The following is a 25,140-nucleotide window of genomic DNA, read 5'->3' on the forward strand; positions in this document are numbered from 1 at the left end:
AACCCGTTGGCAATGCTATGTATTGAGCTAAGCTGACACCAAATCGTGTCCAGACCAATCGGGAGGCCTAATTGCAAACAGCAGCCATACTGATCGATATCGGCAAATACTATCTGATGGCCGGCGGGCTGGTCGCGGCACTCTTTCTTGTCATCGGCATCGATCGGGTGGAACCGTCCGCGCGTGGATCTCACGTGTTCCGACCCTTGCTCATTCCCGGCATCTGCCTGATCTGGCCTCTGGTGCTCTATCGCTGGTACGTGCTTGAAAAACTTGGGGAGACTGGCCGGTGAAACGTGCGCATCGAAAGGCTCATGCCCGTATCTGGACCATCCTTGGCCTGCTCCTGCCGCTGGTCTTCTTCACCATTCTGGCCATACGCCAGTCGCCCCCCGCGGACAGACCGGCTGTGCTGATCGAGGCCCCGGCAGAAAGCTCCGGGGAGGCAAGCCAATGAGCGTGCAATACACACCGGTCATATGGAACCGCAACAAGATGGTCTATGATGCCGTCCTGCTGATTGCCGTCGCGCTTTATCTTTACGTCTTCATTCGTGTCGGCCCGTTCTACGAGGACGTCACCCGGCCGATTGATGGTGCCATCCTGAGGATGCGCGCTTTCGGAAGCTGTGCCTTCCTGATGCTGACCGTGATCCTGTGCATCGGGCCACTGGCCCGGCTCGACAGACGCTTTCTGCCACTGCTCTACAACCGCCGCCATTTCGGCGTGATGACCGCCGGTATTGCCGCCGTTCACGCCAACTATGTGCTCGGCTGGTATTTCAACTTCTCACCGACCGACAGCTATGTCGCGCTGCTGTCCTCCAACACAAGCTACGGGCAGGTGCTCGGCTTTCCCTTCGAGGCCTTCGGTATTGCCGCGCTGTTGATCCTCTTCGTGCTGGCCGCCACCAGCCATGATTTCTGGCTCAGCTTTCTGGGAGCGCCGATCTGGAAGGCGCTGCACATGTTCATCTATGCCGCCTATGCTTTCGTGGTGCTGCATGTGGCGCTCGGCGCTCTGCAAGGACCGTCCGATCCCATCTTCACCGGCATGGTTTCGGCAAGTGTTGTTCTGGTCTGCGGCCTTCACTTTGCAAGCGGGCGCCTGGAAGCCAATCGGGAAAAGAACGATGCAACGGCAAAGGCTTCGCTGGAGGAAGCCGGCTGGGTTGTTGCCGGAGAAGTCGACGAGATCGACGACAAATGCGCCAAGGTCGTGACCCTGAGCGACGAGGAACGCGTCGCCATCTTCAAGTACGACGGCAAGCTGTCCGCCGTCACCAATGTCTGCGCCCACCAGAACGGCCCGCTTGGCGAGGGCAAGGTGCTGTGGGGCTGCATCACCTGCCCATGGCACGGGTATCAGTACAATCTGGCCGACGGCCGCGCGCCCGCCCCCTTCACCGAAAAGATCGCCACCTACAAGCTGAAGCTGGTCGGCTCCACCGTTCTTCTGGACCCGAAAGCCCTGCCGCCCGGCACCTATGTCGAGCCGGTCGTGATCGGAGGTGCCTCATGAGCTGGAAACAAACCAAGGCTGCTCCGTTCTTCGTCGGCTATCTCAACAAGGTGCCGAAGCCACTGGTCGCCTTTGTTGGTGTCTTCTCCCTCTGCTTCGTCGCAGGCCTGGGCCTTGCGGCCTTTGCCCTCTCCTCCACCCAGAATGACCCCGGCAGCGGCGCGTTTCAGTGGGGCAACCGGTTCGAGCAAACGGGCCGGCTTGAACTGCGGCCCTATCCCGTGTTCCGCCTTCCCGCTGATGGCGACACCCCTGCCCGCACCTACATGCTGGCCGGCCAGGGCAAGCGTGGTGTTTTCGAACAGGCCGAGGCCAATCGCGAGACGCCAGTGACCCTGCGCGGTGTGCCGGTGAACCGCGGCGACCTGACGATGATCCAGGTAGGACAGGTGGAAGCTGCAGCGGACGCCGCGCCCGGTTTCAATCCGGCCGAACCCGTCTCGCTCGGCCGCTGGAAACTGACCGGCGAGATCTGTGACGGCAAGTGCTACGCGGGCGCCATGCGCCCCGGTCGCGGCCTTGCACACAAGGCCTGCGCGGACCTCTGCCTCACCGGCGGCATTCCGCCGGTCTTCGTGTCGTCCGGACCGGTCGAGGGGCGCAATTTCTTTCTTCTGGCAGGCAAGGACGGCCAGCTTCTTGGCGAGGCCATCGATCCGCTGCTGGCGCTTTACATCGAGGTCGAAGGCGAGGTCGAACAACTGGATGACCTGATGGTGTTCAAGGCAGACCTTCTGACCGCACGGGTGCTGAAATGAGCGAACAGCCGCAAAAGCCACTCTGGCAGACAATCCTGATCTCGCTGGTGTTGACGGCACTCCTCGCCGCGGTTGCCTGGGCCGTCTGGACCTACGCCAACAGCAGCGTCCAGAATTTTGCCCCCGGCACCTTGCTGCGCGACCTCCGCTTCTTCATCGGCCTGCTTGCCGTGTTCCTGGTGCTTAGTCTGCTGGACCGGATTGTCGAGTTCGTGAAGGCGAAATTGGGCAACGGACACTGACGACAAACCATCGGGAAGGTCATCCCAGGTTCCTGGCCCTACCACCAACGCTTCAAACTTGAAGACGAGGGCAAAGCGCGGCCTGCTTATCAACTCAGCCCTTCACCAGCCCCCGCAGCAGGCTGTTGAACGTCTCCGGCTCTTCCATGTGCGGCGCATGGCCTGATGCCTCGAAGCCATGAAAATGAAAATCCGGAACGTTGTCTGCATGCCAGCGATGCACGCCCGGGCCGTAGAGCTGGCTGCGCAGTCCGGCCACCAGATGAAACGGCACGGGAAAGGCTTTCAGAAGCGGGCGGAAATCCTGTGCGGTCAGCGATGCCCACATCGGCTTCAACAGGACGGGATCGGCCGCGGCAATTTCCGTGCGGGCAAGCTCTGCAGCACACTTCGGCACAGGCTGCCCTTCCGCGAAAAGGCGTCTCGCGATCCGGGCCGGCAACTTGCCCCAATCCGCGACGATGGCGTTCAGAAAATGGCTGTTGAGGTCTGCATTGAGGCCGTTCAGCGTTCCGTTCTGCCATTCAGGATCGTTGAGTACCTTCGGTGTCATATCGATGGCAACGAACTGCGAGATCCTGTCGGCGCCGTGCCGCTCGATCATCGCGTAGGACACCAGCGCGCCCATCGACCAGCCACACAGGACGACGTCGGAAAGATCCCGGTCACTCAGCGTTGCTTGAACCGCATCGGCAGCCGCCTCGATGGTCAATGGCAGCCGGTCAGCCGTTTTGCCGTGTCCCGGCAGATCCGGAACGATGCAGCGGGCGTCCGCCTTGAGCGCATCGATCTGAGCATCGAAGAACCGGCCCGGACAGGACCAGCCGTGGATCAGCACCAGCGGTCTGCCCGTTCCCTCGTCGCGGATATGCATCATATTTCCGCTCACGCACGCCCTGCCCGTAGCCGTCCAACTATGCCCGTCGGGAAAAAATAGACCGACAGAATGAAGAGAACACCGAGCCACAACAGCCAGCGTTCCGGCGCCACCAGCGTCGAGAACACCGGCACCGCGCTGGTCGCCTCCGCAGCGACTCCCATCAGGTTCTGCAGGTAGGTCTGCGCCAGAATGAACAGGGTTGCCCCGAGCACGGCCCCGTAGAGCGTACCCATGCCCCCTATCACGACCATCAGCAGAATGTCGATCATGATCTCCATGGAGAGCGTTGTCGCCGGGCCGGTGTAGCGCAGCCAGATGGCCAGGAGAGAGCCGGCAAGAGCCGCCATGACTGCGGACAGAACGGTGGCCGTGGTGCGGTACCAGACCACACGGTAGCCGATAGCTTCAGCCCGGAAGGCATTGTCGCGAACCGCCTTCAGCGTGCGGCCGAAGGGCGAGTTGACGATGCGCAGCATGACCAGGAACAGGATCGCTGCAGCAAAGAACACCAGGTAATAGGCCAGGATCTTGCCATTGATGCTGACGTCGAACACCTTCGCCTTGATCAGCTTGAAGGCCGGCGTCAGTTCGCGCGGGATCTTGTAGTTGAGCCCGTCTTCACCGCCCGTGAGCCACGACATCTGCGATACCAGCACGGCAAAGGCGCTTGCCACCGCCAGCGTCACCATGGCGAAGAAGATCGCCTTCACCCGCAGCGAGAACAACCCGATGGCCAGTGCGAACAGAGCAGCGACGCCGGCGCCCGCCGCCGTTCCCCAGATCAGCGAGCCATAGTTCGGCCCGGTGGTCGACAGGGCCAGCGCGGTCCCATAAGCGCCGATCCCGAAGAACATGGTGTGGGCGAAGGAAACGATACCCGCATACCCCAACAGCAGATCGTAGCTTGCCACCAGCACGATGAAGATGCAGATCCGCGCCGCCGTCTCCAGCGACTTCGTACCGGGAAAGAGAAACGGCGCGAAGGCGAGCGAAATCAGCACAATCAAAAGCAGCGCAGTCAGAAGACCGCTGCGCGGTGTGTCGCCGGAAAGAAGTCTGGTCAGCATTCTCTTGTCCCGTCCCTACTTCGCCTTGACGACCGGATAAAGGCCCTGCGGCCGCCACATCAGCACCGCAACCATCAGCGCGATGGTCGAGATCAGCGCCACCTTCGGCGCCAGAAACGCGGTGTAATTGGCAAGCAGCCCCACCAGCATCGCACCGATGAAACACCCTTCGACCGAGCCGAGCCCACCGATGATCACGACGATGAACACCAGCACCATGATCTCCGAGCCCATGTGCGCGGTAATCGTTTCCTGATAGAGGCCCCACATGACGCCTCCCAGCCCGGCCAGTGCGGACCCGGTCATGAACACGATCAGGAACAGGCGGCGGACGCGGTAGCCGAGCGCTTCGACCATCTCGCCGTTTTCCACCCCGGCCCGCACCAGCAGGCCGATCTTGGTGTTCTTCAGAATATGACGCATCCCCAGGAACAGCGCGAGCCCGATGCCTACGGCCACCAGCCGGTATTTCTCGATGGCTGCTTCGCCGATCACCAGCGATCCCTGCAAGGCTTCCGGCCGGGACATGTGCAGCTCATCGGGGCCCCAGACCACATAGATCATCTGCTGGGCGACGATCAGCCCGCCCATGGTGACAAGGATCTGCTTGAGGTGTTCGCCATAGACCGGCATCACGATCACCCGCTCGAAGGCAAGACCGAGCAGGCCGGTGACGAGCATTGCCGCAAGGATCGCGATCAAAACGGCAGTCAGGTTCATGAACACGCTCGGTGAAGCCGTCCAGCCCGCCAGCCAGGCCAGAACCGTAAAGCCGACAAAGGCACCGACGGCGACAAAGGCACCATGGCCGAAGTTGATCACGTCCATCAGCCCGAAGACCACGGTCAGTCCCGACGCCATGATGAAGATCATCATGCCCATGGCGAGCCCGGCCACCGTCAGCGTGAGCCAGCTTGCCAGATTGCCGATGGCGATGAGGCCAAGAATGGCCAGCACCGGGACCAGCAGCACCGGCAGTTTCTGGGCAAGCTGTTCCTTCAGCGGGATCTTCTCGATCCGCGGTTTGATCGCCGTCTCGCTCATTGATGCGCCTCCAGGCTCAGTCCCATGAGTTTTTCCTGCAAGGCCACATCCGCCACCAGCTCGTCCATTCTGCCGGAATGTATGATGCGGCCATCATCCATCACGGCGACCGTGTCGCCGACGCTTGAGGCCATCGCGAAATTCTGCTCCACCAGCAGGATGGTGGTGTCGGTTTCCTTCAGTTCCTTCAGCGCATCGGTCATCGCCTTGATGATCGCCGGGGCGAGACCTTTCGTCGGCTCGTCGATCAGGATCAGGCGGCGCGGTTCGATGATCGCGCGTGCCACCGACAGCATCTGCTTCTGACCACCTGAAAGCGTTCCCGCGGAGGAATTCCAGAAACTGCCGATCGGCGGAAACAGCTCCTTGATCCAGGCAAGGCGCTTTTGGTCCATCGGTCCGTTGGCAGAGGCCAGGATCATGTTTTCGGCAACCGTCAGATCTGTGAAGATGCCCATGTCTTCCGGCACGAAGGCGATTCCCCTGCGGGAGATCTCCGGGGTCGACAGCCTGGTGATGACATGATCGCCGAAGCGGATATCGCCCTGGCTCGCCGTCCAAAGCCCCATTATCGTCCGCAAGGTGGTGGTCTTGCCCGCACCATTGCGGCCGAGCAGAACGGTCACACCACCTTCCGGCACTGCAAGATCGACACCCTGCAGGATGTGATAGGGCCCGATGTGGGTATGAACCCCGGACAAGGTGAGCAGATTTTCCGCCATCACGCAGCCTCCCCGGACGAGACCGGTGCCTTGCCGAGATAGGCCTCCTGGACAATCGGCAGGGCGATCACTTCCGACGGTTCTCCATCGGCCACCAGCGCCCCGTTGTGCAGAACGATGATGCGGTCGGCCAGGGTGCGGATGACATCCATCTTGTGTTCCACCAGCAGGATCGTGCGGTCCATGTCGCTCTTCAGTTTCTTGATCAGCTCCAGGATCACCGGCACCTCGTCGACGCTCATGCCCGCAGTCGGTTCGTCAAACATCAGCACCTGCGGACCAAGGGCGATCAGCAGCGCCACTTCCAGCTTGCGCTGGTCGCCGTGAGGCAGGGCCGAAACGGTCTGGTCTGCCTGGTCGATCAGCCGGACTTCTGACAGCACATGGTCTGCGCGCTCCAGAAGTTCCACATGGCTTTCGGCGACGGAGAAAAGATCAAAGCCCTTGCGGGCCTTCGCCTGCGCCACAAGGCGCACGTTTTCGCGCACGCTCAACGTCGGGAACAGATTGGTCAGCTGAAACGCCCGGCCGATACCCCGGTCTGTACGCTCGGGCACCGACAGTCTGGTGATGGTTTCTCCGTTGAGCAGCACCGCCCCGGAGGTTGCGCTCAACTGGCCGGAGATCAGGTTGAAATAGGTGGTCTTGCCGGCGCCATTCGGCCCGACAATCGCCGTCAGCGTGCCGCGCTCGAACGCGCAGGAAACATGATCGACCGCCACATGCCCGCCGAAGCGGATCGTCAGGTCTCTCGTTTCCAGAATCGGGTGTTCCTTGGCCACGATGCGCGTTCCCAGGCTGAAAATGTCGTGAAAACAGTATCGGAAGTGTGCCCGGCCGGACAGTGATCGGCCAGCCGGGCAAACAGTTGGTCCAGGGGCCACGCTGGCGAAGCAATAAGCCCCGCCGCGTCTTCATTCGACTTACTGGTTGCGCACCGGGATGTTCATGTCCTCGATTTTCAGTTCGCGCACCAGCTCCGGAATTCCCCATTCGACATCCGGGTCGACCTTGATCTTGAAATGATACATGGACTGCAACGCCTGGTGATCTTCCGCCCGGAACATCATCTTGCCCTTCGGCGTTTCGAACTCCATGCCTTCCATGGCGGTGATCAGGTCCTCGGTTTCCGTGGAACCTGCCTTGCGGATCGCCTCCACAATGGCGATACCGGCCGACATGCCACCTGCGGTGAAAAAGTCCGGCGGCGCATCGAAACGTTTCTGGTGTTCTGCCACCAGCCAGTCGTTCACCGGGTTCTTCGGGATCTCGTAGTAGTAATAGGTTGCGCCTTCCATGCCTGGCAGTTCCTTGTAGGCCGCCATAGCCGCCAGGATGTTGCCGCCCGTGGCGATTTCGACGCCGAAACGCTCCGGCTCCATTGCCTTGATCTTGCTGATCGGATTGCCGCCGCCGGCCCAGATCACGAACAGGAACTTGCGGCCCGGCTCATCCTTCAGGGCATCGAAGACGCGCTGTGCGTTGGCGGTGAAATCCTTGGTGTCGGTCGGAGCATATTCCTCGAATACCAGCTTGGCACCGGTGCCTTCCAGCGCTTCCTTGAAGGCGGCAACGCCATCGCGTCCGAAAGCATAGTCCTGGGCCAGCGTCGCGATGGAGACACCTTCCTGCCCAAGTGCAACAGCGTTGGAAATCGCGTCCTGGGATGAATTGCGCGAGGTGCGGAAGATGTAGCGGTTCCAGTTCTCGCCGGTGATGCTGTCGGCCACAGCCGGTTCCACCAGCAGCACCTTCTCGTATTCTTCAGCGACCGGCAGCATGGCCAGCGCAACGCCGGAGGAGACGGGGCCGACGGCGATATCGACTTCATCATCACCATAGGCTTCCGCCAGCACGGCCTTGCCGATATCCGGCTTCAGCTGCGTGTCCTTCTCGATGACCACGATCTTGCGGCCGTCGATTTCCATGGTGCCGTCGGTGGCATATTCGAGGCCCATCATCAGGCCGGTATGCGACTGTTTCGCATAGGCCTCCAGGGCACCGGTCTTGCCGTAAACATGGGCGATCTTGATATCGTCGGCCAGGGCGCCGGACACACCGGCAGCCGCCACGCCAATGCCTGCCACAAGCGGCACGGCCCAGCGAAAAACGCGTTTCGTCATGAATTCTCCTCCCGTTGCGCGAAAGGCCGGAAAACCTGCAGGACCGCTCCCACGGCCTTCACAGGGCAACATCATCGCCTGACGCAGCAATATATGACACATGAATCAGTATTCATGTCAAGGCATGATACGCGTTCATATCAGTCGCCTCACCGGGCCGGGCGTCGGTGAGTGTAACCGGTGACTGTGACCGGAGACTGCTGCGGGGGACACAAAAGCACAGCCTCGCGAACTGCGGCGCGATGCATGACGTCATCTGATAAAGGCTGTTCTCAGTTCCCGTCGCAATCCGGTTTACAGTCGCAACCAAGCGATCCGAAAGACGCAGACACCAGGAAGGATGTCATCTCCGCGAAAGCGGAGACCAAGGAATCCCCATCGGCACCTCGTTGCGCGATAACGACCGCCCAGGTGTCCTGGATCCCGGCTCGCGCTGCGCTTGGCCGGGACGACAATCGGAGAGGTTTGCGTTCCTCACCGTTGTTCAGGGATCCGCAGGTACAGGATAAGTGTAGCGAACTCTTTTTCGAACGAGGAGAGGCGCCAAAGGCGCGGCTGATATCTGGGTTCCAGATCGGCGTTCGGCTTTGCCTCATTTGTCCGGAATGACGTTCGGAAGGAGGTCGCCACCTCGGCTGGCAGCCTCGGCGAGACTACCGCAGCCGCTTCTCCGTCTTCGCATCGAAGAACAGCGCCGAGGCCGGGTCGAAGTCGATGGCAACAAGGCCATCGGAAACCGGGGCATCCTCACCCTTGGTTTCCACGATCACCCGCTCGCCGGTCGGACAGATAAGATACGAATAGGCGACACCGCCAAGCTGCTCGCACAGATCAACCTTCGCACCCTCCTGCGCCGATGACACTTTCAGATGCTGAGGACGTAGCCCGACCAGTACCTTCTCGCCCTTGGCGGGCAACGCGACACCAGTCGGAACGGAGATATCGCCGAATGCTGCGACGCTGACTGCGCCGTCACCCGCAATCCCCTCGACGAAGTTCATGCTGGGTGACCCGATGAAGCCCGCGACGAAACGATTGTCCGGATCGGAATAGAGCTGCAGCGGCGAACCGACCTGCTCGATAATACCGCCACGCAGAACCACGATCTTGTCCGCAAGCGTCATCGCCTCGACCTGATCATGTGTCACGTAGATCATGGTCGCGCCTATATCCTTGTGCAGGCGGGCGATTTCAACACGCATGTCGACGCGCAATTCCGCATCGAGGTTGGAGAGCGGCTCGTCGAACAGGAACACTTCCGGACCACGCACGATGGCGCGGCCGATGGCGACGCGCTGGCGCTGCCCGCCGGAAAGCGCCTTCGGCTTGCGCTTCAGATAGGGATCGAGCTTCAGGATGCGGCTGGCTTCGGCAACCTTGGTCTGGATCTCGGCCTTCGGATGACCATTCATCTTCAATCCGAAGCCCATATTCTCCTCGACTGTCATATGCGGGTAAAGCGCATAGGTCTGGAACACCATGGCGACACCCCGCTCGGCCGGATCAATCCTGGTCACATCCCGGCCACCGATCTCGATGCTGCCCTCGGTCGTTTCCTCTAGCCCAGCGATCATGCGCAGGAGCGTGGACTTGCCACAGCCGGACGGGCCGACAAAAACGCAGAATTCGCCATCCTGGATCTGAAGGTCCACTCCATGGATCACTTCCAGATCGCCATATTTCTTGACGGCTTTTGTCAGTGTGACGCCAGACATGTAATTCTCTCTCCCTTGGGATTTCTGTTACGCAGGGAACTGCCAGTCCTCGACCGCCGCTGCGATCTTGGAGGCCGCATCCAGCAGCGCGGGCCGCGCTTCCAGAAGCTGGTCAAGGCCTTTGCGCTGCGTGGAAGTTGTCACGGAAAGCGCCCCGACAGGCCGCCCCTTGGACGACAGGATCGGCGCTGCAATGCAGATGATGCCGGGCTCGTGTTCCTCGCGATCATAGGACAGCCCCTCTTCGCGGATCTTCTCCAGATCCGCCCGGAGCGCCTCCTCGCTGGCAAGCGTTGCCGGCGTGTATCGATAGAACGACTGCTTCTTCAAGACGTGATCGAGCTCAGCCGGCTCCAGAAAGGCCATCAGAGCCTTGCCGACACCGGTGCAATAGGCCGGGCCAACCTTGCCGGCCTGTGAAAACATGTCGATGGCGTTGGTCGGATTGCGCTTGTCGACATAAAGCACCTGTCCGCTGTCAAGCTGCGCCAGGTGCACGGTTTCGCCGACCGCTTCGGACAAGGCGCTGACGAAAGGACGCGCGATTGGCGCAATGGAGCTTTGCCGCCAGGCCGCATGCGCCAGCCGCACCAGCCGTATGCCGAGCGAATAGGTCTGCTGGCGTTCGTCGTAGGCCAGCATGCCCTGGCTCACCAGGGTCTGCAGCAGCCGGTAAAGTGTCGCCTTGGGATGGGTGCTTTCGGCCAATAGCTCGGAAAAGCGTACGGGCCGGCCGACAGCCGCGACCTTGTCGAGCACTTCCAGCGCCTTGCCGACCGTGCCGTCACCCGACGATGACCCCGCCTGTTTGATCATGCCTTCCTCCATCGGCCCGTTTCTTGTCGCCGAACCTGTTGACAACTTACCGCCATCGCATCAAAGTATCAATATACAAAACTAAGTTTCACATAATGGAACCAAAAGGGAGGACACCATGCGTTCCATGCTGAAAACGTCCGTAGCGGCATTTGCCATGTTGGCAACCGCGATGGGCGCAGCTTCTGCTGACGGCCTGACCGGCAATCTGAAAATCTTTCTCGATACGTCGAACCCGGCGCCACGCGCGACCATGGAAGAGATGATCGCCCAGTTCCAGGAGAAGAACCCGGAGCTGAACATCGAGACGACGGTGATTGACCGGGAAGCGTACAAGACCCAGATCCGCAACTTCCTGACGGCAAATGCGCCGGACGTTGCCACATGGTATGCAGCCAACCGGATGCGGCCCTACGTGGAGGCCGGCCTTTTCGAGGACGTTTCCGACCTGTGGGCGGACCCGGCCATCGGCGACAACCTCGCCTCGACCAAAGGCGCGATGACCATCGACGGCAAGCAGTGGGGCGTGCCCTACACCTACTATCAGTGGGGCGTTTACTACCGCAAAGACATCTTCGACGAGCTTGGCCTGTCTGAGCCCACAACCTGGGAAGAGGAAAAGGCGAACTGCCAGAAGATCATCGATGCCGGCAAGAAGTGCTACACCATCGGCACCAAGTTCCTCTGGACCGCCGGCGGCTGGTTCGACTACCTGAACATGCGCACCAACGGCTTCGACTTCCACATGGACCTGCTTACGGGCAAGGCCTCATGGAAGTCCGACGAAGTTCGCAAGACCTTCGCCAACTGGCGTGAGCTCATCGACATGGGCGCTTTCATCGACAACCACCAGACCTACTCCTGGCAGGAAGCCCTGCCGTTCATGGTCAAGGGTGATGCGGCCGCTTACCTGATGGGCAACTTCGCCGTCGCGCCGCTGCGCGAAGCTGGTCTTTCCGATGACCAGATCGATTTCTACCAGTTCGTGGAAATCACGCCGGGCGTTGCCAAGGCAGAAGACGCGCCGACGGACACCTTCCACATTCCGGCCAATGCCGAGAACAAGGAAAACGCACGCGAGTTCCTGAAGTTCGCGGTCTCGCCGGACGTTCAGACCTGGATCAACGACGGCAAGCACCTCGGCCAGCTGCCGGTGAACGCCAAGTCGTCGGTGGACAAGGACAAGTTCCTGGAACAGGGCTTCGAAATGCTGTCCACGAATTCCCCGGGCGGCGTTGCCCAGTTTTTCGACCGCGATGCCCCGGCGGAAATGGCAAAAGTTGCCATGGAAGGCCTGCAGGAATTCATGGTCAAGCCGGACAACCTGGACAAGATCCTGGACCGTTTGGACCGCGCCCAAAAGCGTATCTACAAGTAAGGTCCGCCTGCGCGTGACCGGACAGGGGGCAACCGCTCCCTGTCCTCTTTTCCGGTTTCCGCCGCCGACTCACGAAGAGTTCCGAAAATGGCCCAAGCATCCGTCGCCGAGACCCGCCAGAGTTCCTGGTGGCATCGCAACCAGCAACAGCTCACACCCTGGCTGTTCCTGGCTCCAGGGATCCTGTTTTTCCTGTTCTATGTGATCTTCCCGATTTTCCAGTCGTTCAATCTGTCGCTCTACGAATGGGACGGTTTGGGCCAGGCGGAATATGTCGGGCTCTACAATTACGAGGAACTCTACTGGGATGACGCGTTCTACACCTCGCTGAAGAACAACGTCATCTGGCTGCTGCTCTATCTGCTGGCCATTCCGGCCGGTCTTTTCATCGCGCTGTTCCTGAACCAGACCGTCACCGGCATCCGGCTCTACAAATCCCTGTTCTTCTTTCCCTTCGTGATCTCCCAGGTCGTGGTCGGCCTGGTGTTCACCTGGTTCTACGACCCGACCTTCGGCATCCTCAACGTTCTGCTCGGCGCGGTCGGCCTGCCGCCGCTCAACGTGCTGGGAGACGAGAACTGGGTCACCGTCGGCATCATCGTCGCAGGTCTGTGGCCACAGACCGCCTATTGCATGATCCTCTATCTCACCGGCCTCAACGCGGTTGACCCGGAACAGATCGAGGCCGGACGCCTCGACGGCGCCAAGGGCTGGCGCATGCTCTGGTACATCATCGTGCCGCAGCTTCGCCCGGCAACCTTCATCGCCTTCGTCGTCACCATCATCGGCGCGCTGCGCTCCTTCGACCTGATTTCCATCATGACCAACGGCGGCCCCTTCGGCGCCAGCCGGGTGCTCAGCTTCTACATGTTCGAGGTCGCGCTCTCCGAATATGGTTTCCGCATGGGCTACGGCGCGGCCATTGCCGTGGTCCTGTTCCTGATCATGCTGGCCTTCATCGCCTACTTCCTCTGGTCGATGTACAAAGAAGAAAAGGCGCGCTGACATGTTCCCGACACCGATCGAACGCACGTCCCGCCCCTGGCAGATCACCTATCAGACGCTGCTTCCGCTGGCTTTGATCCTGTGGCTCTTGCCGTTGATCGCGGTTGCCGTTTTCTCTGTCAAGCCGGACGCGGATTTCGCAAATGCCAACTACTGGGGCTGGCCGTCTTCCTTCGAAGGCTTCACCAACTACGCGCTGGTCTTCACCGGCTCGGACATGCCGCAATATCTGCTGAACTCGTTCAAGATTACCATTCCGACGGTGATCGGCGCGGTCGGGCTCTCGTGCATGACCGGCTTTGCCCTCGGCGTCTACAAGTTCAAGGCCAATATCTGGATCTTCTTCATGTTCGTGGCCGGCAACTTCGTGCCGTTCCAGATCCTGATGGTGCCTGTTCGAGACCTGACCCTGCAGATGGGTCTCTACAACACCATCACCGGCCTGGTGCTGTTCCACATTGCTTTTCAGACCGGTTTTTGCACGCTCTTCATGCGCAACTTCATTCGCGCTTTGCCCTTCGAACTTATCGAGGCCGCACGGGTGGAAGGCGTCTCCGAATGGCGGATCTTCTGGTACGTCGTGTTGCCGCTGATGAAACCGGCCATCGCCGCCCTGTCGGTGCTGATCTTCACCTTCATCTGGAACGACTATTTCTGGGCCGTGGTCCTGACGCAGGGCGTTGAAAGCCAGCCCGTGACGGCAGGGATCACATCCTTCAACGCCCAGTACCGCGCCGCCTATCACCTGATGAGCGCAGGTTCCATCGTGGCTGCCCTGCCACCTGTCGCCATGTTCTTCCTGATGCAACGCCACTTTATCGCAGGCCTCACACTTGGAGCCGTGAAATGATCCGCAACTGGCATCTTCAAGATGACAGACAGAGCCTGGTCCTGGCCAGCTTCGACAACCGATTGCCGGAAGCCGTCTACTGGGGGCCCGCCCTTCCCACAGGCGAAAACCTGGAGACGCTTTCGGCAGCCACGCTCGCCGATGTCGCTGCTGGAATGGTCGACCGCAATGCCGGTCTGAGTCTCTGCCCAGAAGCCACCGAAAGCTTCCCGGGGCAGACCGGCCTCACCGCAAGGGATGCATCCGGCGCTCCGCTCATGCCATCATTCCGGTTCGAAAGCGAAGCCACGACCGAGCATGGCCTGACGCTTGTCTTCGCCGACAAGGCCCTCGACCTCAATCTTGTCTTCGATCTGACCCTGACACCGGAAACCTCCCTGCTGAAATTGCAGACACGGCTGGAAAGCGCGGACGAGATCACGGTCGACTGGCTGGCAGCTCCCGTTCTGCCGGTACCGGCCCACACGGGCGAGATGATCGAGTTTTCCGGCCGCTGGTGCGCGGAATTCCTGACCCGGCGTCTGCCGTTCGCACCCGGCGCCCGCGTCCGCGACAACCGCACGGGTCGCACTGATCATGCGCATTTTCCGGGTCTGATCGTCTGCGGTGCGGGAACGTCCAACACGGCAGGTGAAGCTTTCGCGTTTCACTATGGCTGGTCCGGCGGTCACAAGATGGTTGCCGAGGAACTTGCCGACGGACGCCGTCAGGTCCAGTTCGGGCACGCTACTGCGAGCCTTCCGAGCGGCCGCCATTTCGTTACCGCGCCGCTCTATGCGACATATACTGACACCGGCTTCAACGGCGCTGCCGTGCGCTTTCAGCGACATGTCCGCGATCATGTGGTTCAGGCAGCCCGCACGCCGCGTCCGGTGCATTACAATTGCTGGGAAGCGGTCTATTTCAAACACGATCTTGAAGAGCTCAAAGCCATCGCCTCCCAAGCGGCGGGCCTGGGTGCCGAGCGCTTTGTTCTGGACGACGGCTGGTTTGGCCGCCGGGATGACGACACCTCGTCTCTGGGAGACTGGGTGATCGACACACGCAAATACCCGGATGGCCTCACCCCGCTGATCGACCATATCAAGGCGCTCGGCATGGAGTTCGGTATCTGGTTCGAGCCGGAGATGGTCAATGAGGACAGCGATCTCTACCGCGCTCACCCGGACTGGGTTCTCGGTCACGCCGACCAGGTTCGCGGACGCCAGCAGCTTGTGCTGGACATGTCCCGCCAGGACGTCCGGGACTATCTTTATCACCATATCGCCGATGTCCTTAAGAACAACGACATCGGCTACATCAAATGGGACCACAACCGCATCCTGCCGGTGGTGGATGCCCGGCAGGCCGAAGGCTTCTATGAGCTGATCGACCGTCTGCGGGCAGACTTTCCAGGCGTAGAGATCGAAAGCTGTTCCTCCGGCGGTGGGCGCATCGATTTCGGCGTTCTTGAGCGCACGCATCGGGTCTGGCTTTCGGACAGCAACGACGCGCTGGAGCGCCAGCGCATTCAGCACGATGCCGCCCTGTTCCTGCCGGCCTCCGTGACCGGCTCTCACGTCGGGCCCCGCCATTGCCACACTTCCGGCCGCACGCTCGACATTCGCCTGCGTGCCTGGACAGCGGCCCAGCGGCACATGGGCTTCGAGATGGACCCGCGGGAACTGACGGACGCCGAAGCCGAAACCTTGCGCAAGGTGACGAGCTGGTGGAAAGCCAACCGGGACTGGATGATGCAGGCCGATATCCTGCGGCTCGACACTTCCGACCCGGCAGTGATCGCCGAGCAGCAACTCTCAAGGGATGGCGGACGGTTCGTAGCCTTTGCCGCGCTGATACGCCCGAGCGATCAGATCCTGCCGCATCCCCTGAGGCTGACCGGTCTGGACCCGCAAGCCCGATACAGGGTATCTCTTGCCAACCGGGACGAAGCGCCTCGGCTGTCACGCGGCGCCCCTCTCCTGAAACATCAAGACCTTGAAGCCACCGGACAATATCTCATGTCCCGCGGGCTTACCCTTCCCTGGCGGTTCCCTGAAACGCTTTGGGTTGTGGAAGGCGAACGTTTTTGAGTAACGTTACTCAAAAACGAACCGATTTCGGCTTCGGCCACCAGAACAATTGAGGAAGTGCCATGTACGCTACATACCCGGATCTCGACAACGCATCGGTTTTCATCACCGGTGGCGGCTCCGGCATTGGCGCGGCGCTGACGGAAGGTTTCCTGCGGCAAGGCGCGAAGGTCGCCTTTGTGCAGCGTTCCGACGCAGCCCCCTTCTGTGACGAGATGGAACAGAAATACGGCCACCGTCCGCTGTTCCTGCCCTGTGACATCACCGACATGGCCGCACTCAAGGCGGCCATGGATCAGGCGGCCGAAGCCCATGGGCCAATCACGGTTCTGGTCAACAACGCCGCCAACGACAAGCGCCACAAGACCGAAGAGGTGGACGAGGCGTTCTGGGACTGGTCCCAGGCGATCAACCTGAAGGCCTATTTCTTCGCCTGCCAGCATGTCATCGCCGGCATGCGTGCGGCCGGCGGCGGCTCGATCGTCAACTTCTCGTCCATTTCCTACATGATGGGCAACGCCGGCTATCCCGTCTACACCACTGCCAATTCCGGCATCAACGGCATGACCCGCAGCCTCGCCCGTGAATTCGGCCCGGAAAACATCCGCGTCAACGCCATGGCGCCCGGTTGGGTCCTGACCCAGAAGCAGAAGGACATGTGGGTGACGCCGGAAGGTCTGGCTGCCCACATCGACCGTCAATGTCTAAAGGTTGAACTGCAGCCGGAAGACATGGTCGATCCGGTCCTGTTCCTGGCGTCCAACACCAGCAAGGCCATGACCGGACAGGCACTTGTCGTCGACGGCGGCGTGGTGGTGACGGGATGACCACGCACCCAAAAGCGAGCTGGATCGCGGCGGATTGGGGCACTACCAATCTGCGTATCTGGGCGCTTGACGAGGCCGGCAGCATCCTCGCCCATCGCAGCTCGGACAAGGGTATGGGCCAGCTGGAGAAACAGGATTTCGAACCTGCACTTCTGGAGCTGGTGGATGATCTTCTGAAGGACGGCTCGCTGACACCGGTAATCGTCTGCGGCATGGCCGGATCCCGTCAGGGCTGGTCCGAAGCACCCTATATGACCGTGCCCTGTACGCCGCCATCGATCCGGGATGCTACAAGTGTGGACGCATCGGACCCGCGTCTCGATGTGCGCATCCTGCCCGGCATCAAACAGCTGTCGCCTCCCGATGTCATGCGCGGCGAGGAAACGCAGATCGCCGGGTTCCTTGCGGACAATCAGGGCTATACCGGCACGTTGTGTCTGCCTGGAACACACACCAAGTGGGTCGCTCTGAAGGCCGGACGAATTGAACGGTTCCGCACGTTCATGACCGGAGAAACCTTCGCACTTCTGTCCCGACACTCGGTCCTGCGGCACGGCCTGTCGTCTGATGAGCTTGACAATTCCGCTTTTGTTGCGGCGGCTGAACACAGCTTCAAGCAGCCTGAATCCCTAACCGCCGACCTGTTTGGCGTGCGTGCTGCCGGTCTGGTGGCGGACTTCGGCCCGGCAAAAGCCAGCGGCAGATTGTCGGGCCTGTTGATCGGCGCAGAACTAGCCGCCGTCAGCCGGGATTTCAACCTCGACGGCACGGCCGTCCTGGGCAGCGACAAGATTGCCGGCGCCTATCGTGCCGCCTTGAGCCATCTCGGTCACGCATCCAGGCAGCTCGATGCGGAATCCATCACCTTGAAGGGCCTGACCCTTTCCTATTCTTCCTACACACCGGAGCATTCATGAGCCGTAACCTGATTGCCATCCTGCGCGGCCTGACCCCGGACGAGGCTCTGCCGGTAACCGAGTGCCTGATCGCCGCCGGCATCACCCGCATCGAGGTTCCGCTCAACTCTCCGGACCCGCTCATCAGCATTTCCGCAATGGCCAAGGCCTTTTCGTCAAAGGCGGAAATCGGCGCGGGCACCGTGCTGGCACCCGAGCAGGTGCGTGAGGTGAAGAACGCCGGCGGTACGCTGATCGTATCGCCCGACTGCAATCCTGACGTTATCAGGACGACGAAAGCCGAAGGCATGTCCTCCTTCCCCGGGGTGATGACGCCGAGCGAGTGCTTCACGGCACTGCGCAGCGGTGCCGATGGCCTCAAGTTCTTTCCTGCCTCGCTCATCGGTCCGGACGGCCTGAAGGCGGTGCTGGCGGTGTTGCCAAAGGGAACCGCCACCTACGCGGTCGGCGGGGCCGGCCCGGACAATTTCGGCGACTGGATCAAGGCGGGTGCAGCCGGTTTCGGCATCGGAACGGCTCTGTTCAAACCCGGTTTCAGTGTTGCCGACGTCAGCGACCGGGCCCAAAAAATCGTCGCCGCCTACGATGCGGCGATTGCAGAAAACAGGTGATTTCATGAGCACAGTTTTTGATGAGCGCAAGTGCACCCTGGGCGAAGGCCCTTTGTGGCACCCCGAGCGCCAGCAGCTGTTCTGGTTCGACATTCTGAACAAGCGTCTGCTCAGCCGTGACAACGGCACCGAGAAAACCTGGCAGTTCGACGAATATGTCTCCGCCGCGGGCTGGGTGAGCCGGGCTGAGCTCCTGATCGCAAGTTCTTCCAAGCTGTTCCTGTTCAACCTGGAAACGGAAGCCTCCGCCAAGATCTGCGATCTGGAGGCCGACAACGCCATCACCCGGTCCAACGACGGCCGGGCAGACCCCAAGGGCGGCTTCTGGATCGGCACCATGGGCATTGGCGCTGAAAAGGACGCCGGATCGATCTACCGCTATTACAAGGGTGAATTGCGCAAACTCTTTTCCGGCATCACCATTTCCAACGCGATCTGCTTTTCCCCGGACGGCAAGACAGCCTATTTCGCCGACACCGACAAATTGACCATCCAGCAGGTCTCTCTGGACGCCGAGGGTTGGCCCGCCGGCACGCCAACCCTGTTCACCAACCTTTCTGCAGACGGGTTCAATCCGGACGGTGCGGTGGTCGACAGCGAAGGATTTCTGTGGAACGCCCATTGGGGCGCGAGCCATGTCGCCCGCTACACCCCGGACGGCAAATTCGCCGAGGCAATTTCCATGCCCGCAAAACAGATCTCCTGTCCGGCGTTCGGAGGCGCGGATTTGCAGACACTCTTTGCCACATCCGCCGCCGACGGCTTGACTGGCGAAGACGAAGGCAAGACCTTTTTCGCCGAGGTGAAGGTCCGCGGGCAGAGCGAGCACAAGGTTGTGCTGTAACTGGCCGGAGCCTTGAAATCACGGAATTTTCGACGTGTCCCTCCTCCGCGTTCGCGGGAACGACAAACGAATACCGGCAACGCGTCTCGCCTCGAATGACGATTGCAGAAACGCAACTCAGTGAGCACCCATCATGAAACGCACCCTCGGCACCTGCTATTACCCGGAACACTGGCCGGAAGAAATCTGGGAAGCCGATGCCCGCCGAATGGCGGAGACCGGCCTGACCTGGATCCGCATTGGTGAGTTCGCCTGGTCGCGCCTGGAGCCTCGCCCGGGCGAATTGCATTTCGACTGGCTGGACCGGGCCATCGAGACCCTGGGACGTGCCGGACTGAAGGTGGTTCTCGGCACACCAACCGCAACACCGCCGCGCTGGGTCGTCGACAAGCATCCCGACATGGTCGCCGTCGATGCCGATGGCAAACCGCGCAAGTTCGGTTCACGCCGCCATTACTGCTTTTCACACGAGGGCTTTCGCCAGGAGAGCGACCGGATCGTGAAGCTTGTTGCTGAGCGTTACGGCAGCAATCCGCACGTCGCGGCCTGGCAGACCGACAACGAATATGGATGCCATAACACGATCCATTCCTATTCGGACGCCGCCCGAAAGGCATTCCGGGTCTGGCTGAAGGAACGTTACGGCTCCATCGAAGCCCTGAACCGCGCCTGGGGCAATGTCTTCTGGTCGATGGAGTATCTCTCCTTCGACGAGATCGACCTGCCCAACCTGACGGTGACCGAACCCAACCCGTCGCACACGCTCGCCTTCCGGCGGTTCTCGTCCGATCAGGTGGTCAGCTTCAACAAGCGCCAGGTCGATATCATCCGGGCGCATTCCAGCGCGCCGATTAGCCACAACTACATGGGCCGGGTGACCGATTTCGACCACTTCAAGGTTGGCGACGATCTCGAGATCGCCACCTGGGACAGCTACCCCCTCGGCTTCCTGGAAGACCGTGTCGGAGCGGATGACGCCCATCAGCGGGCCTTCATGCGCCAGGGCGATCCGGACTTCCAGGCGTTCCACCACGATCTCTATCGTGCTGTCGGCAACGGCCGCTGGTGGGTAATGGAACAGCAACCGGGCCCGGTAAACTGGGCCCCACACAACCCTGCGCCAATGCCGGGCATGATGCGGCTCTGGGCATGGGAAGCCTATGCCCATGGCGCGGAAGCCGTGTGCTATTTCCGTTGGCGCCAGGCCCCCTTCGCCCAGGAACAGATGCATGCCGGCATGCTACGCCCGGACAATGCCGATGCGCCAGCCCTTCTCGAAGCCCGCAAGGTTGCCGACGAACTGCGCGACGCACCAGACGTTTCAGCTCCGCAGGCATCCGTCGCACTGATCTTCGACTATGACGCGGATTTCACCTGGACCACCCAGCCGCATGGCAAGGGACTTTCCTACTTCCAGCTCGTGTTCGACACCTACAAGGCCCTGCGCAAGCTCGGACTTTCGGTCGACATCCTGCGCGGTGAAACCCGAGATTTCTCCGGATACAGGATCGTTGCCCTTCCCGGGCTTATCTATGTGCCACAGGACCTCAAAAAGGTGCTTGCGGAAACCGAGGCCCTCGTCGTTCTGGGCCCGCGTACGGCTGCCCGCAACGCCGACATGGTCATCCCCGTGCCATTGCCGCCCGACATACCCGGTCTCGATCTTGCTGTCTCGCGCGTCGAAACCCTGCGCCCGGACATGCCGATGCCGCTCAAGGGTGGTGGCTTCTTCAAAGGCTACCGCGAGGAACTGGAAGGTGCCGGCGAGGTCATCCTTGAACTGGAAGACGGCCAACCCGCCGCCTACCGCCAGGAACATCTCGTCTATCTGGGTGGCTGGGGCGACGAAACCGTGTTGAAGCGTCTCTACACCATGCTGTGCGAGGAAGCCGGTATCGACACACTCGACCTTGCCGGTGGCGTTCGCTGCCGCTTGACCGACGGCCTCAGGATCTGGACCAACTACGGCGCAGAACCTGCCGACACCCCTGCCGGCCGGATCGAAGCCGCAGGGGTGTTGTTCGAAAAGCTCTGAGGAAACAGTGGCCTCCACACTGGGAAGGGTTAGAGAATCCAGCTCTTCCTTCTCCCCGTCATTGCAGGACTTGATCCTGCAATCCATGCCGTGACGGAGCTTCAAACATTGGCCCGCCGAGTGGTAACGAAACGGCGTGGATGCCATGGTCAAGCCATGGCATGACGAAGAAGCTGGATAAGTGACAGGTTGCCTAGAGGCTTTCGGTCAGGCCGCCTTGCCTTTCGTCAGTTCGGTAATGATAGCCGCGAAATTGTCGGCGCCCTGCGCACCTGAAACCAGGTGCTGACGCTCGAAGATGACCGCCGGAACGCCGTGAATGCCATTGCCGGTCCAGAAGGCTTCTTCCGCGCGGACGGTTTCGGCAAAGCGGCCGTCTTCCAGAACGGCAAGGGCTTCAGCCCGATCCAGGCCGATGCCTTCTGCTACATCCGCCAGAACCTGATTGTCGTTGAGGTCTTTCCGGTCGCCGAAATAGGCCTCGAACAACGACATCTTCAACTGGTGTTCCTTGCCGCTCTCGCCGGCCCAATGGATCAGCTGATGCGCCTTGAACGTGTTCACCATGCGCATGTCGTCGGTGAACTTGAAGTCGAAACCGAGGCTCGCACCCAGTTCTGTCAGCCGGTCCCGAGCTGCCTGGGACTGCCCCGCGCTGGAACCGTACTTGCGCATGATGTGTTCGCGAAGGTTTTCACCTTCGGAGGCCATGTCCGGATTGAGTTCGAACGGGTGCCATTTGATGGCGGCGGAAACCCCGGTACGGGCGATTGCCTGTTCAAGCTGCTTGAAGCCGACGATACACCAGGGGCAGACGACATCGGACACGATGTCGATCTGCAAAACATCATCGAGGCCGGTCTTGTCGGTGTCTTGCGAAGTCATGGTAGATCCCTGTTTTGGCAGGGTCAGCCGCATCCGGCTGGCACCTTCGTCTGTCTTGCCCTGCATATAGGAGCCGCTGCCGGGTAGGAAAAGGCAGCGGTTACCGTCAGGAAACCTCATTTTCCGTTCATTGCGCCGCTTTTCATCATGGCATCACAGCGTCGCGTCCCCTTTCGGCGGCGGTGTCCAGCCGCGCTCCGGGCCTTCAGGAAGGTCGCCACCCCGGTCGACCTGCATGATTTCGAACAGGGTTTCGGAATGCGCCCGCATGGCGTCGATATAGGACGTGTCGACACCGCCGTCGTTAAAGTTCTCGCGAAGGTCATCGAGCATCGCAATGTCGTGATGACGGAACTCCCGGGTCTTGGTCCGGGCCCTGAACGGATGAAAGCCCAGTTCGGTCAACGCCTGGCGCCCGAGCGCCAGCGCCCCTTCAAAGACCTCCCGCTCCGCAAAATGGGCACCGGCATTTTCGAGTTCGTAGACGTGATGCCGATCGCGGGCACGGGCCAGGATCCGGACCTTCGGATAGGCCTTGGCGACGTGTTCCACCAGTTCCGTCTGCTTGTCGCGATCATCGAGCGCGGCAATGAAGAGGTCGGCCTCAGCCAGCCCCGCAGCGTGCAGAAGATCCGGCCGGGTCGCATCGCCATAGAAGGTTCGAATGCCTATCCTGCGCAGGTTCTCGATCGTCTGCGGGTCGTGGTCCAGAATGATCACGTCATAGCCGCTGGTCAGCAGCAGCCGGGAGACGATCTGTCCGAACCGGCCCATGCCAGCAACAACGACGCGACCGCGCTGGTCGATCACATCCGGTTCCCGGTCGGCTTTCGCGAGAGCACGTGGAGCGACGATTTTTTCGTAGAAGATGAACAAGGCCGGCGTCAGCAGCATGGAAATCGCCACCACCAGGGTCATGGTCTTGATCAGGGCCGGCTCCAGAACTCCGCTGCCGGAGGCAAAGCCGAACAGCACGAAGGCGAATTCCCCTGCCTGGGCAAGCCCGAGCGCGAACAACCACCGGTCCGGTCCCTTGAGGCGAAAGAGTGCCCCCAGCAGGAACAGCACCAGAAACTTGACTGCCATCAACCCGAGCGCAAGACCGAGGATCGACAAAGGGGAACCGAACAGGAGATCGAAATCGATCCCCGCCCCCACCGTCAGGAAGAACAGGCCAAGCAACAGGCCCTTGAACGGTTCAATGTCGCTTTCCAGTTCATGACGGTAATCGCTGTCGGACAGGACCACTCCGGCAAGGAAGGTACCAAGCGCCGGCGACAGACCGACAAAATCCATCACCAGGGCAATGCCGATCACCAGCAGCAACGCCGTTGCGGTGAAGATTTCCCGCAGCCGAGCTTCGGCAATGAACCGGAAGACAGGTCGCAGCAGATGGCGTCCTGCCAGGATGATGGCCACAATGACAGCCAGAATGACGAGGGCCTGTGCCCAGCCCGGCAAGGCAGCCAGAGCTTCGCTGCCATGACCGGCACTCTCGCCATGCCCGTCCGCGGACGTTTCGCCGCCGTGACCGCCGATGGCAAGCAACGGTAGAAGGGCCAGCATCGGGATGACCGCGATATCCTGGGTCAGCAACACCGAGAAGGAACTTTGCCCGCCTTGCGTCTTCAACCACCCCTTCTCGTTGAGCGTCTGCAAGACGATGGCGGTGGAGGAAAGCGACAGGATCATGCCAAGTGCCAGAGCGCTCTGCCAGTGAAGTCCGAACGCCAGACCGGCCCCGGCAAAGGCAAGAGCCGTCCCGATAACCTGCAAGCCGCCAAGCCCGATCAGTTGTTGACGCATTTTCCAGAGCATGGCGGGTTGCAGTTCCAGCCCGACCAGGAACAGCATCATCACCACGCCGAATTCGGCAAAATGCTGAACGTCGGCGGCCTCCGACCCGACAATGCCGATGACCGGCCCGATCACCACACCGGCAATCAGATAACCGAGCACGGACCCGAGGCCGAGCCGGTTTGCAATCGGCACTGCGATGACGGCCGCACACAGATAGACAAAAGCTTCGCTGAGTAGCGCCATCAGACTATCTCCCCTGCGAGCAGGAATGCGTCCAGTTCGTTCGGCAGGACCGGCGCCGCAGCTGCCTTTGCAAGATCCAGCTGATCGCCGACCAGCGAATTCAAAAGTTTTTCATAGGCCACACGGTGGGCCTCAAACCGATTTTCCTCCAGCGCCCGCCCGGCCCCGAACAGCGCAAAGGGAGCGAGGTAGCGCATGCCGCACAGGTCCGCCGTCTTTTCGAAAGGACCAAGCAAACTGCGCAACTCGGCGTGGTTCATGCCTGTCTGCGAATAGGCATCCGGCTTGGCACCGGTCGTGACCGCGTTCAGGAACACCTTGCCATGAAGCGCCTTGCCGTCGTGGCCATAGGCAAAGCCGTGTTCCAGGACGAGATCCTGCCACTCCTTCATGATGGCCGGAGCCGAATACCAGTAGAGCGGATGCTGGAAGACTATCACGTCATGCGCCCGCAGCCGGTCCTGTTCCCGGTCGATATCGATGCTGAAATCCGGATAGTCCGCATAAAGATCTACGGCGGTGACACCCTCGATCGACCGCGCTGTTTCAAACAGCGGCAGGTTCACCTCCGACCTGTGTGGTCGTGGGTGGGCAAAGAAAACGATTACCTTGGCCAAGAGGATCTCCCGGATCTGAGTAAGCCCGCAGAGCCGGCAGGGCCTGCCAGGCACGGCAGGCCAACGGTCTGTATTCTCAGGAGTTTATAGGGACCATCCCAAACAGATAAAGGGCGCGAACAGGAACCGGCCTGTTCGCGCCCATTGAACAATAAAGTGAGCGGTAGA

25 protein-coding genes are annotated in these 25,140 nt (G+C 60.8%); 14 read left to right on the forward strand and 11 right to left on the reverse strand.

Translation table 11 applies throughout. From position 1 onward, the window contains the following. The first annotated feature begins 71 nt into the window (after nucleotides 1-71). Genes ACYQ54_RS08625 through ACYQ54_RS08645 form a run of 5 tightly spaced genes read left to right on the forward strand, consistent with a single transcriptional unit; the run spans nucleotide 72 to nucleotide 2,521 of the window. A complete protein-coding gene (locus tag ACYQ54_RS08625; RefSeq protein ID WP_460081139.1) occupies nucleotides 72-293 on the forward strand; it encodes a hypothetical protein in 222 nt (73 codons plus the stop codon). Beyond that, the gene (locus ACYQ54_RS08630; RefSeq protein ID WP_460081142.1) at nucleotides 290-457 is read left to right on the forward strand and encodes a hypothetical protein; all 168 of its coding nucleotides are present in this window, start codon (nucleotides 290-292) and stop codon (nucleotides 455-457) included. The genes ACYQ54_RS08625 and ACYQ54_RS08630 overlap by 4 nt, the downstream gene beginning before the upstream one ends. Continuing rightward, entirely contained in the window at nucleotides 454-1,521 is a 1,068-nt protein-coding gene (locus ACYQ54_RS08635) for a Rieske 2Fe-2S domain-containing protein (protein ID WP_460081144.1), read from the forward strand. The genes ACYQ54_RS08630 and ACYQ54_RS08635 overlap by 4 nt, the downstream gene beginning before the upstream one ends. Continuing rightward, nucleotides 1,518-2,279: a hypothetical protein gene (locus ACYQ54_RS08640; protein WP_460081146.1), complete on the forward strand. Its 762-nt coding sequence runs from the start codon at nucleotides 1,518-1,520 to the stop codon at nucleotides 2,277-2,279. The genes ACYQ54_RS08635 and ACYQ54_RS08640 overlap by 4 nt, the downstream gene beginning before the upstream one ends. Further along, the gene (locus ACYQ54_RS08645) at nucleotides 2,276-2,521 is read left to right on the forward strand and encodes a hypothetical protein (protein ID WP_460081148.1); all 246 of its coding nucleotides are present in this window, start codon (nucleotides 2,276-2,278) and stop codon (nucleotides 2,519-2,521) included. The genes ACYQ54_RS08640 and ACYQ54_RS08645 overlap by 4 nt, the downstream gene beginning before the upstream one ends. A 94-nt stretch (nucleotides 2,522-2,615) precedes the next feature. Here the strand turns inward: ACYQ54_RS08645 and ACYQ54_RS08650 are convergent, their stop codons facing one another. The 8 genes from ACYQ54_RS08650 to ACYQ54_RS08685 form a co-directional block, all read right to left on the reverse strand. Continuing rightward, entirely contained in the window at nucleotides 2,616-3,398 is a 783-nt protein-coding gene (locus tag ACYQ54_RS08650) for an alpha/beta fold hydrolase (RefSeq protein ID WP_460081150.1), read from the reverse strand. 8 nt (nucleotides 3,399-3,406) lie between these two features. After that, nucleotides 3,407-4,468 (reverse strand): branched-chain amino acid ABC transporter permease, encoded by a 1,062-nt coding sequence (locus tag ACYQ54_RS08655; RefSeq protein WP_023003028.1) that lies wholly within the window; start codon nucleotides 4,466-4,468, stop codon nucleotides 3,407-3,409. A gap of 15 nt (nucleotides 4,469-4,483) precedes the next feature. Then, nucleotides 4,484-5,512 (reverse strand): branched-chain amino acid ABC transporter permease, encoded by a 1,029-nt coding sequence (locus tag ACYQ54_RS08660; protein ID WP_460081152.1) that lies wholly within the window; start codon nucleotides 5,510-5,512, stop codon nucleotides 4,484-4,486. Continuing rightward, complete coding sequence (locus ACYQ54_RS08665) at nucleotides 5,509-6,234, reverse strand: ABC transporter ATP-binding protein (RefSeq protein WP_460081153.1); 726 nt, start codon at nucleotides 6,232-6,234, stop codon at nucleotides 5,509-5,511. Before ACYQ54_RS08665 ends, ACYQ54_RS08660 begins: the two co-directional genes overlap by 4 nt. After that, nucleotides 6,234-7,016, reverse strand: coding sequence for an ABC transporter ATP-binding protein (locus tag ACYQ54_RS08670; RefSeq protein ID WP_460081155.1), 783 nt, complete (start codon nucleotides 7,014-7,016; stop codon nucleotides 6,234-6,236). Before ACYQ54_RS08670 ends, ACYQ54_RS08665 begins: the two co-directional genes overlap by 1 nt. A gap of 141 nt (nucleotides 7,017-7,157) precedes the next feature. Then, nucleotides 7,158-8,357 carry a substrate-binding domain-containing protein gene (locus ACYQ54_RS08675; RefSeq protein WP_460081156.1) on the reverse strand — a complete coding sequence of 400 codons (1,200 nt, stop codon included), beginning with the start codon at nucleotides 8,355-8,357 and terminating at the stop codon, nucleotides 7,158-7,160. Nucleotides 8,358-9,010: 653 nt separating this feature from the next. Continuing rightward, a complete protein-coding gene (locus tag ACYQ54_RS08680; protein ID WP_460081158.1) occupies nucleotides 9,011-10,072 on the reverse strand; it encodes an ABC transporter ATP-binding protein in 1,062 nt (353 codons plus the stop codon). A 27-nt stretch (nucleotides 10,073-10,099) separates the two neighbouring features. Beyond that, nucleotides 10,100-10,888 (reverse strand): IclR family transcriptional regulator, encoded by a 789-nt coding sequence (locus ACYQ54_RS08685; protein WP_460081160.1) that lies wholly within the window; start codon nucleotides 10,886-10,888, stop codon nucleotides 10,100-10,102. A gap of 118 nt (nucleotides 10,889-11,006) precedes the next feature. Here ACYQ54_RS08685 and ACYQ54_RS08690 point away from each other — a divergent pair, with 118 nt between their 5' ends. From ACYQ54_RS08690 to ACYQ54_RS08730, 9 genes are all read left to right on the forward strand, one after another. Beyond that, the gene (locus tag ACYQ54_RS08690; protein WP_460081161.1) at nucleotides 11,007-12,266 is read left to right on the forward strand and encodes an ABC transporter substrate-binding protein; all 1,260 of its coding nucleotides are present in this window, start codon (nucleotides 11,007-11,009) and stop codon (nucleotides 12,264-12,266) included. A gap of 87 nt (nucleotides 12,267-12,353) precedes the next feature. Next, on the forward strand, nucleotides 12,354-13,271 hold the full coding sequence (locus ACYQ54_RS08695; RefSeq protein WP_460081162.1) for a carbohydrate ABC transporter permease: 918 nt from the start codon (nucleotides 12,354-12,356) through the stop codon (nucleotides 13,269-13,271). A 1-nt stretch (nucleotide 13,272) separates the two neighbouring features. Further along, nucleotides 13,273-14,121 carry a carbohydrate ABC transporter permease gene (locus ACYQ54_RS08700; protein WP_460081164.1) on the forward strand — a complete coding sequence of 283 codons (849 nt, stop codon included), beginning with the start codon at nucleotides 13,273-13,275 and terminating at the stop codon, nucleotides 14,119-14,121. Then, entirely contained in the window at nucleotides 14,118-16,193 is a 2,076-nt protein-coding gene (locus ACYQ54_RS08705) for an alpha-galactosidase (protein ID WP_460081165.1), read from the forward strand. The genes ACYQ54_RS08700 and ACYQ54_RS08705 overlap by 4 nt, the downstream gene beginning before the upstream one ends. Before the next feature lie 62 nt (nucleotides 16,194-16,255). Then, nucleotides 16,256-17,020, forward strand: coding sequence for an SDR family NAD(P)-dependent oxidoreductase (locus ACYQ54_RS08710; protein WP_460081167.1), 765 nt, complete (start codon nucleotides 16,256-16,258; stop codon nucleotides 17,018-17,020). Next, complete coding sequence (locus ACYQ54_RS08715) at nucleotides 17,017-17,937, forward strand: 2-dehydro-3-deoxygalactonokinase (protein WP_460081169.1); 921 nt, start codon at nucleotides 17,017-17,019, stop codon at nucleotides 17,935-17,937. Before ACYQ54_RS08710 ends, ACYQ54_RS08715 begins: the two co-directional genes overlap by 4 nt. Next, on the forward strand, nucleotides 17,934-18,548 hold the full coding sequence (locus ACYQ54_RS08720; protein ID WP_460081170.1) for a 2-dehydro-3-deoxy-6-phosphogalactonate aldolase: 615 nt from the start codon (nucleotides 17,934-17,936) through the stop codon (nucleotides 18,546-18,548). The genes ACYQ54_RS08715 and ACYQ54_RS08720 overlap by 4 nt, the downstream gene beginning before the upstream one ends. 4 nt (nucleotides 18,549-18,552) lie before the next feature. Next, on the forward strand, nucleotides 18,553-19,392 hold the full coding sequence (locus ACYQ54_RS08725) for an SMP-30/gluconolactonase/LRE family protein (RefSeq protein ID WP_460081172.1): 840 nt from the start codon (nucleotides 18,553-18,555) through the stop codon (nucleotides 19,390-19,392). A gap of 133 nt (nucleotides 19,393-19,525) precedes the next feature. Beyond that, the gene (locus tag ACYQ54_RS08730) at nucleotides 19,526-21,427 is read left to right on the forward strand and encodes a beta-galactosidase (RefSeq protein WP_460081173.1); all 1,902 of its coding nucleotides are present in this window, start codon (nucleotides 19,526-19,528) and stop codon (nucleotides 21,425-21,427) included. Nucleotides 21,428-21,634: 207 nt separating this feature from the next. Here ACYQ54_RS08730 and ACYQ54_RS08735 read toward each other — a convergent pair whose 3' ends face one another. From ACYQ54_RS08735 to ACYQ54_RS08745, 3 genes are all read right to left on the reverse strand, one after another. After that, nucleotides 21,635-22,312, reverse strand: a complete 678-nt coding sequence (locus tag ACYQ54_RS08735; RefSeq protein WP_460081174.1) for a DsbA family oxidoreductase — start codon at nucleotides 22,310-22,312, stop codon at nucleotides 21,635-21,637. Between the two features lie 153 nt (nucleotides 22,313-22,465). Continuing rightward, entirely contained in the window at nucleotides 22,466-24,355 is a 1,890-nt protein-coding gene (locus tag ACYQ54_RS08740) for a monovalent cation:proton antiporter-2 (CPA2) family protein (RefSeq protein ID WP_460081176.1), read from the reverse strand. After that, the gene (locus ACYQ54_RS08745; protein WP_460081177.1) at nucleotides 24,355-24,972 is read right to left on the reverse strand and encodes an NAD(P)H-dependent oxidoreductase; all 618 of its coding nucleotides are present in this window, start codon (nucleotides 24,970-24,972) and stop codon (nucleotides 24,355-24,357) included. The genes ACYQ54_RS08740 and ACYQ54_RS08745 overlap by 1 nt, the downstream gene beginning before the upstream one ends. Nucleotides 24,973-25,140: the final 168 nt, after the last annotated feature.

Source organism: Roseibium sp. LAB1 (assembly GCF_054658235.1).

Coding starts and splice junctions, on each gene's coding strand:
- ACYQ54_RS08720 (WP_460081170.1), top strand. CDS start 17,934: ATGAGCCGTAACCTGATTGCCATCCTGCGCGGCCTGACCCCGGACGAG.
- ACYQ54_RS08655 (WP_023003028.1), bottom strand. CDS start 4,468: ATGCTGACCAGACTTCTTTCCGGCGACACACCGCGCAGCGGTCTTCTG.
- ACYQ54_RS08680 (WP_460081158.1), bottom strand. CDS start 10,072: ATGTCTGGCGTCACACTGACAAAAGCCGTCAAGAAATATGGCGATCTG.
- ACYQ54_RS08675 (WP_460081156.1), bottom strand. CDS start 8,357: ATGACGAAACGCGTTTTTCGCTGGGCCGTGCCGCTTGTGGCAGGCATT.
- ACYQ54_RS08735 (WP_460081174.1), bottom strand. CDS start 22,312: ATGACTTCGCAAGACACCGACAAGACCGGCCTCGATGATGTTTTGCAG.
- ACYQ54_RS08665 (WP_460081153.1), bottom strand. CDS start 6,234: ATGGCGGAAAATCTGCTCACCTTGTCCGGGGTTCATACCCACATCGGG.
- ACYQ54_RS08730 (WP_460081173.1), top strand. CDS start 19,526: ATGAAACGCACCCTCGGCACCTGCTATTACCCGGAACACTGGCCGGAA.
- ACYQ54_RS08685 (WP_460081160.1), bottom strand. CDS start 10,888: ATGATCAAACAGGCGGGGTCATCGTCGGGTGACGGCACGGTCGGCAAG.
- ACYQ54_RS08690 (WP_460081161.1), top strand. CDS start 11,007: ATGCGTTCCATGCTGAAAACGTCCGTAGCGGCATTTGCCATGTTGGCA.
- ACYQ54_RS08695 (WP_460081162.1), top strand. CDS start 12,354: ATGGCCCAAGCATCCGTCGCCGAGACCCGCCAGAGTTCCTGGTGGCAT.
- ACYQ54_RS08700 (WP_460081164.1), top strand. CDS start 13,273: ATGTTCCCGACACCGATCGAACGCACGTCCCGCCCCTGGCAGATCACC.
- ACYQ54_RS08660 (WP_460081152.1), bottom strand. CDS start 5,512: ATGAGCGAGACGGCGATCAAACCGCGGATCGAGAAGATCCCGCTGAAG.
- ACYQ54_RS08740 (WP_460081176.1), bottom strand. CDS start 24,355: ATGGCGCTACTCAGCGAAGCTTTTGTCTATCTGTGTGCGGCCGTCATC.
- ACYQ54_RS08725 (WP_460081172.1), top strand. CDS start 18,553: ATGAGCACAGTTTTTGATGAGCGCAAGTGCACCCTGGGCGAAGGCCCT.
- ACYQ54_RS08645 (WP_460081148.1), top strand. CDS start 2,276: ATGAGCGAACAGCCGCAAAAGCCACTCTGGCAGACAATCCTGATCTCG.
- ACYQ54_RS08635 (WP_460081144.1), top strand. CDS start 454: ATGAGCGTGCAATACACACCGGTCATATGGAACCGCAACAAGATGGTC.
- ACYQ54_RS08705 (WP_460081165.1), top strand. CDS start 14,118: ATGATCCGCAACTGGCATCTTCAAGATGACAGACAGAGCCTGGTCCTG.
- ACYQ54_RS08650 (WP_460081150.1), bottom strand. CDS start 3,398: ATGATGCATATCCGCGACGAGGGAACGGGCAGACCGCTGGTGCTGATC.
- ACYQ54_RS08640 (WP_460081146.1), top strand. CDS start 1,518: ATGAGCTGGAAACAAACCAAGGCTGCTCCGTTCTTCGTCGGCTATCTC.
- ACYQ54_RS08715 (WP_460081169.1), top strand. CDS start 17,017: ATGACCACGCACCCAAAAGCGAGCTGGATCGCGGCGGATTGGGGCACT.
- ACYQ54_RS08710 (WP_460081167.1), top strand. CDS start 16,256: ATGTACGCTACATACCCGGATCTCGACAACGCATCGGTTTTCATCACC.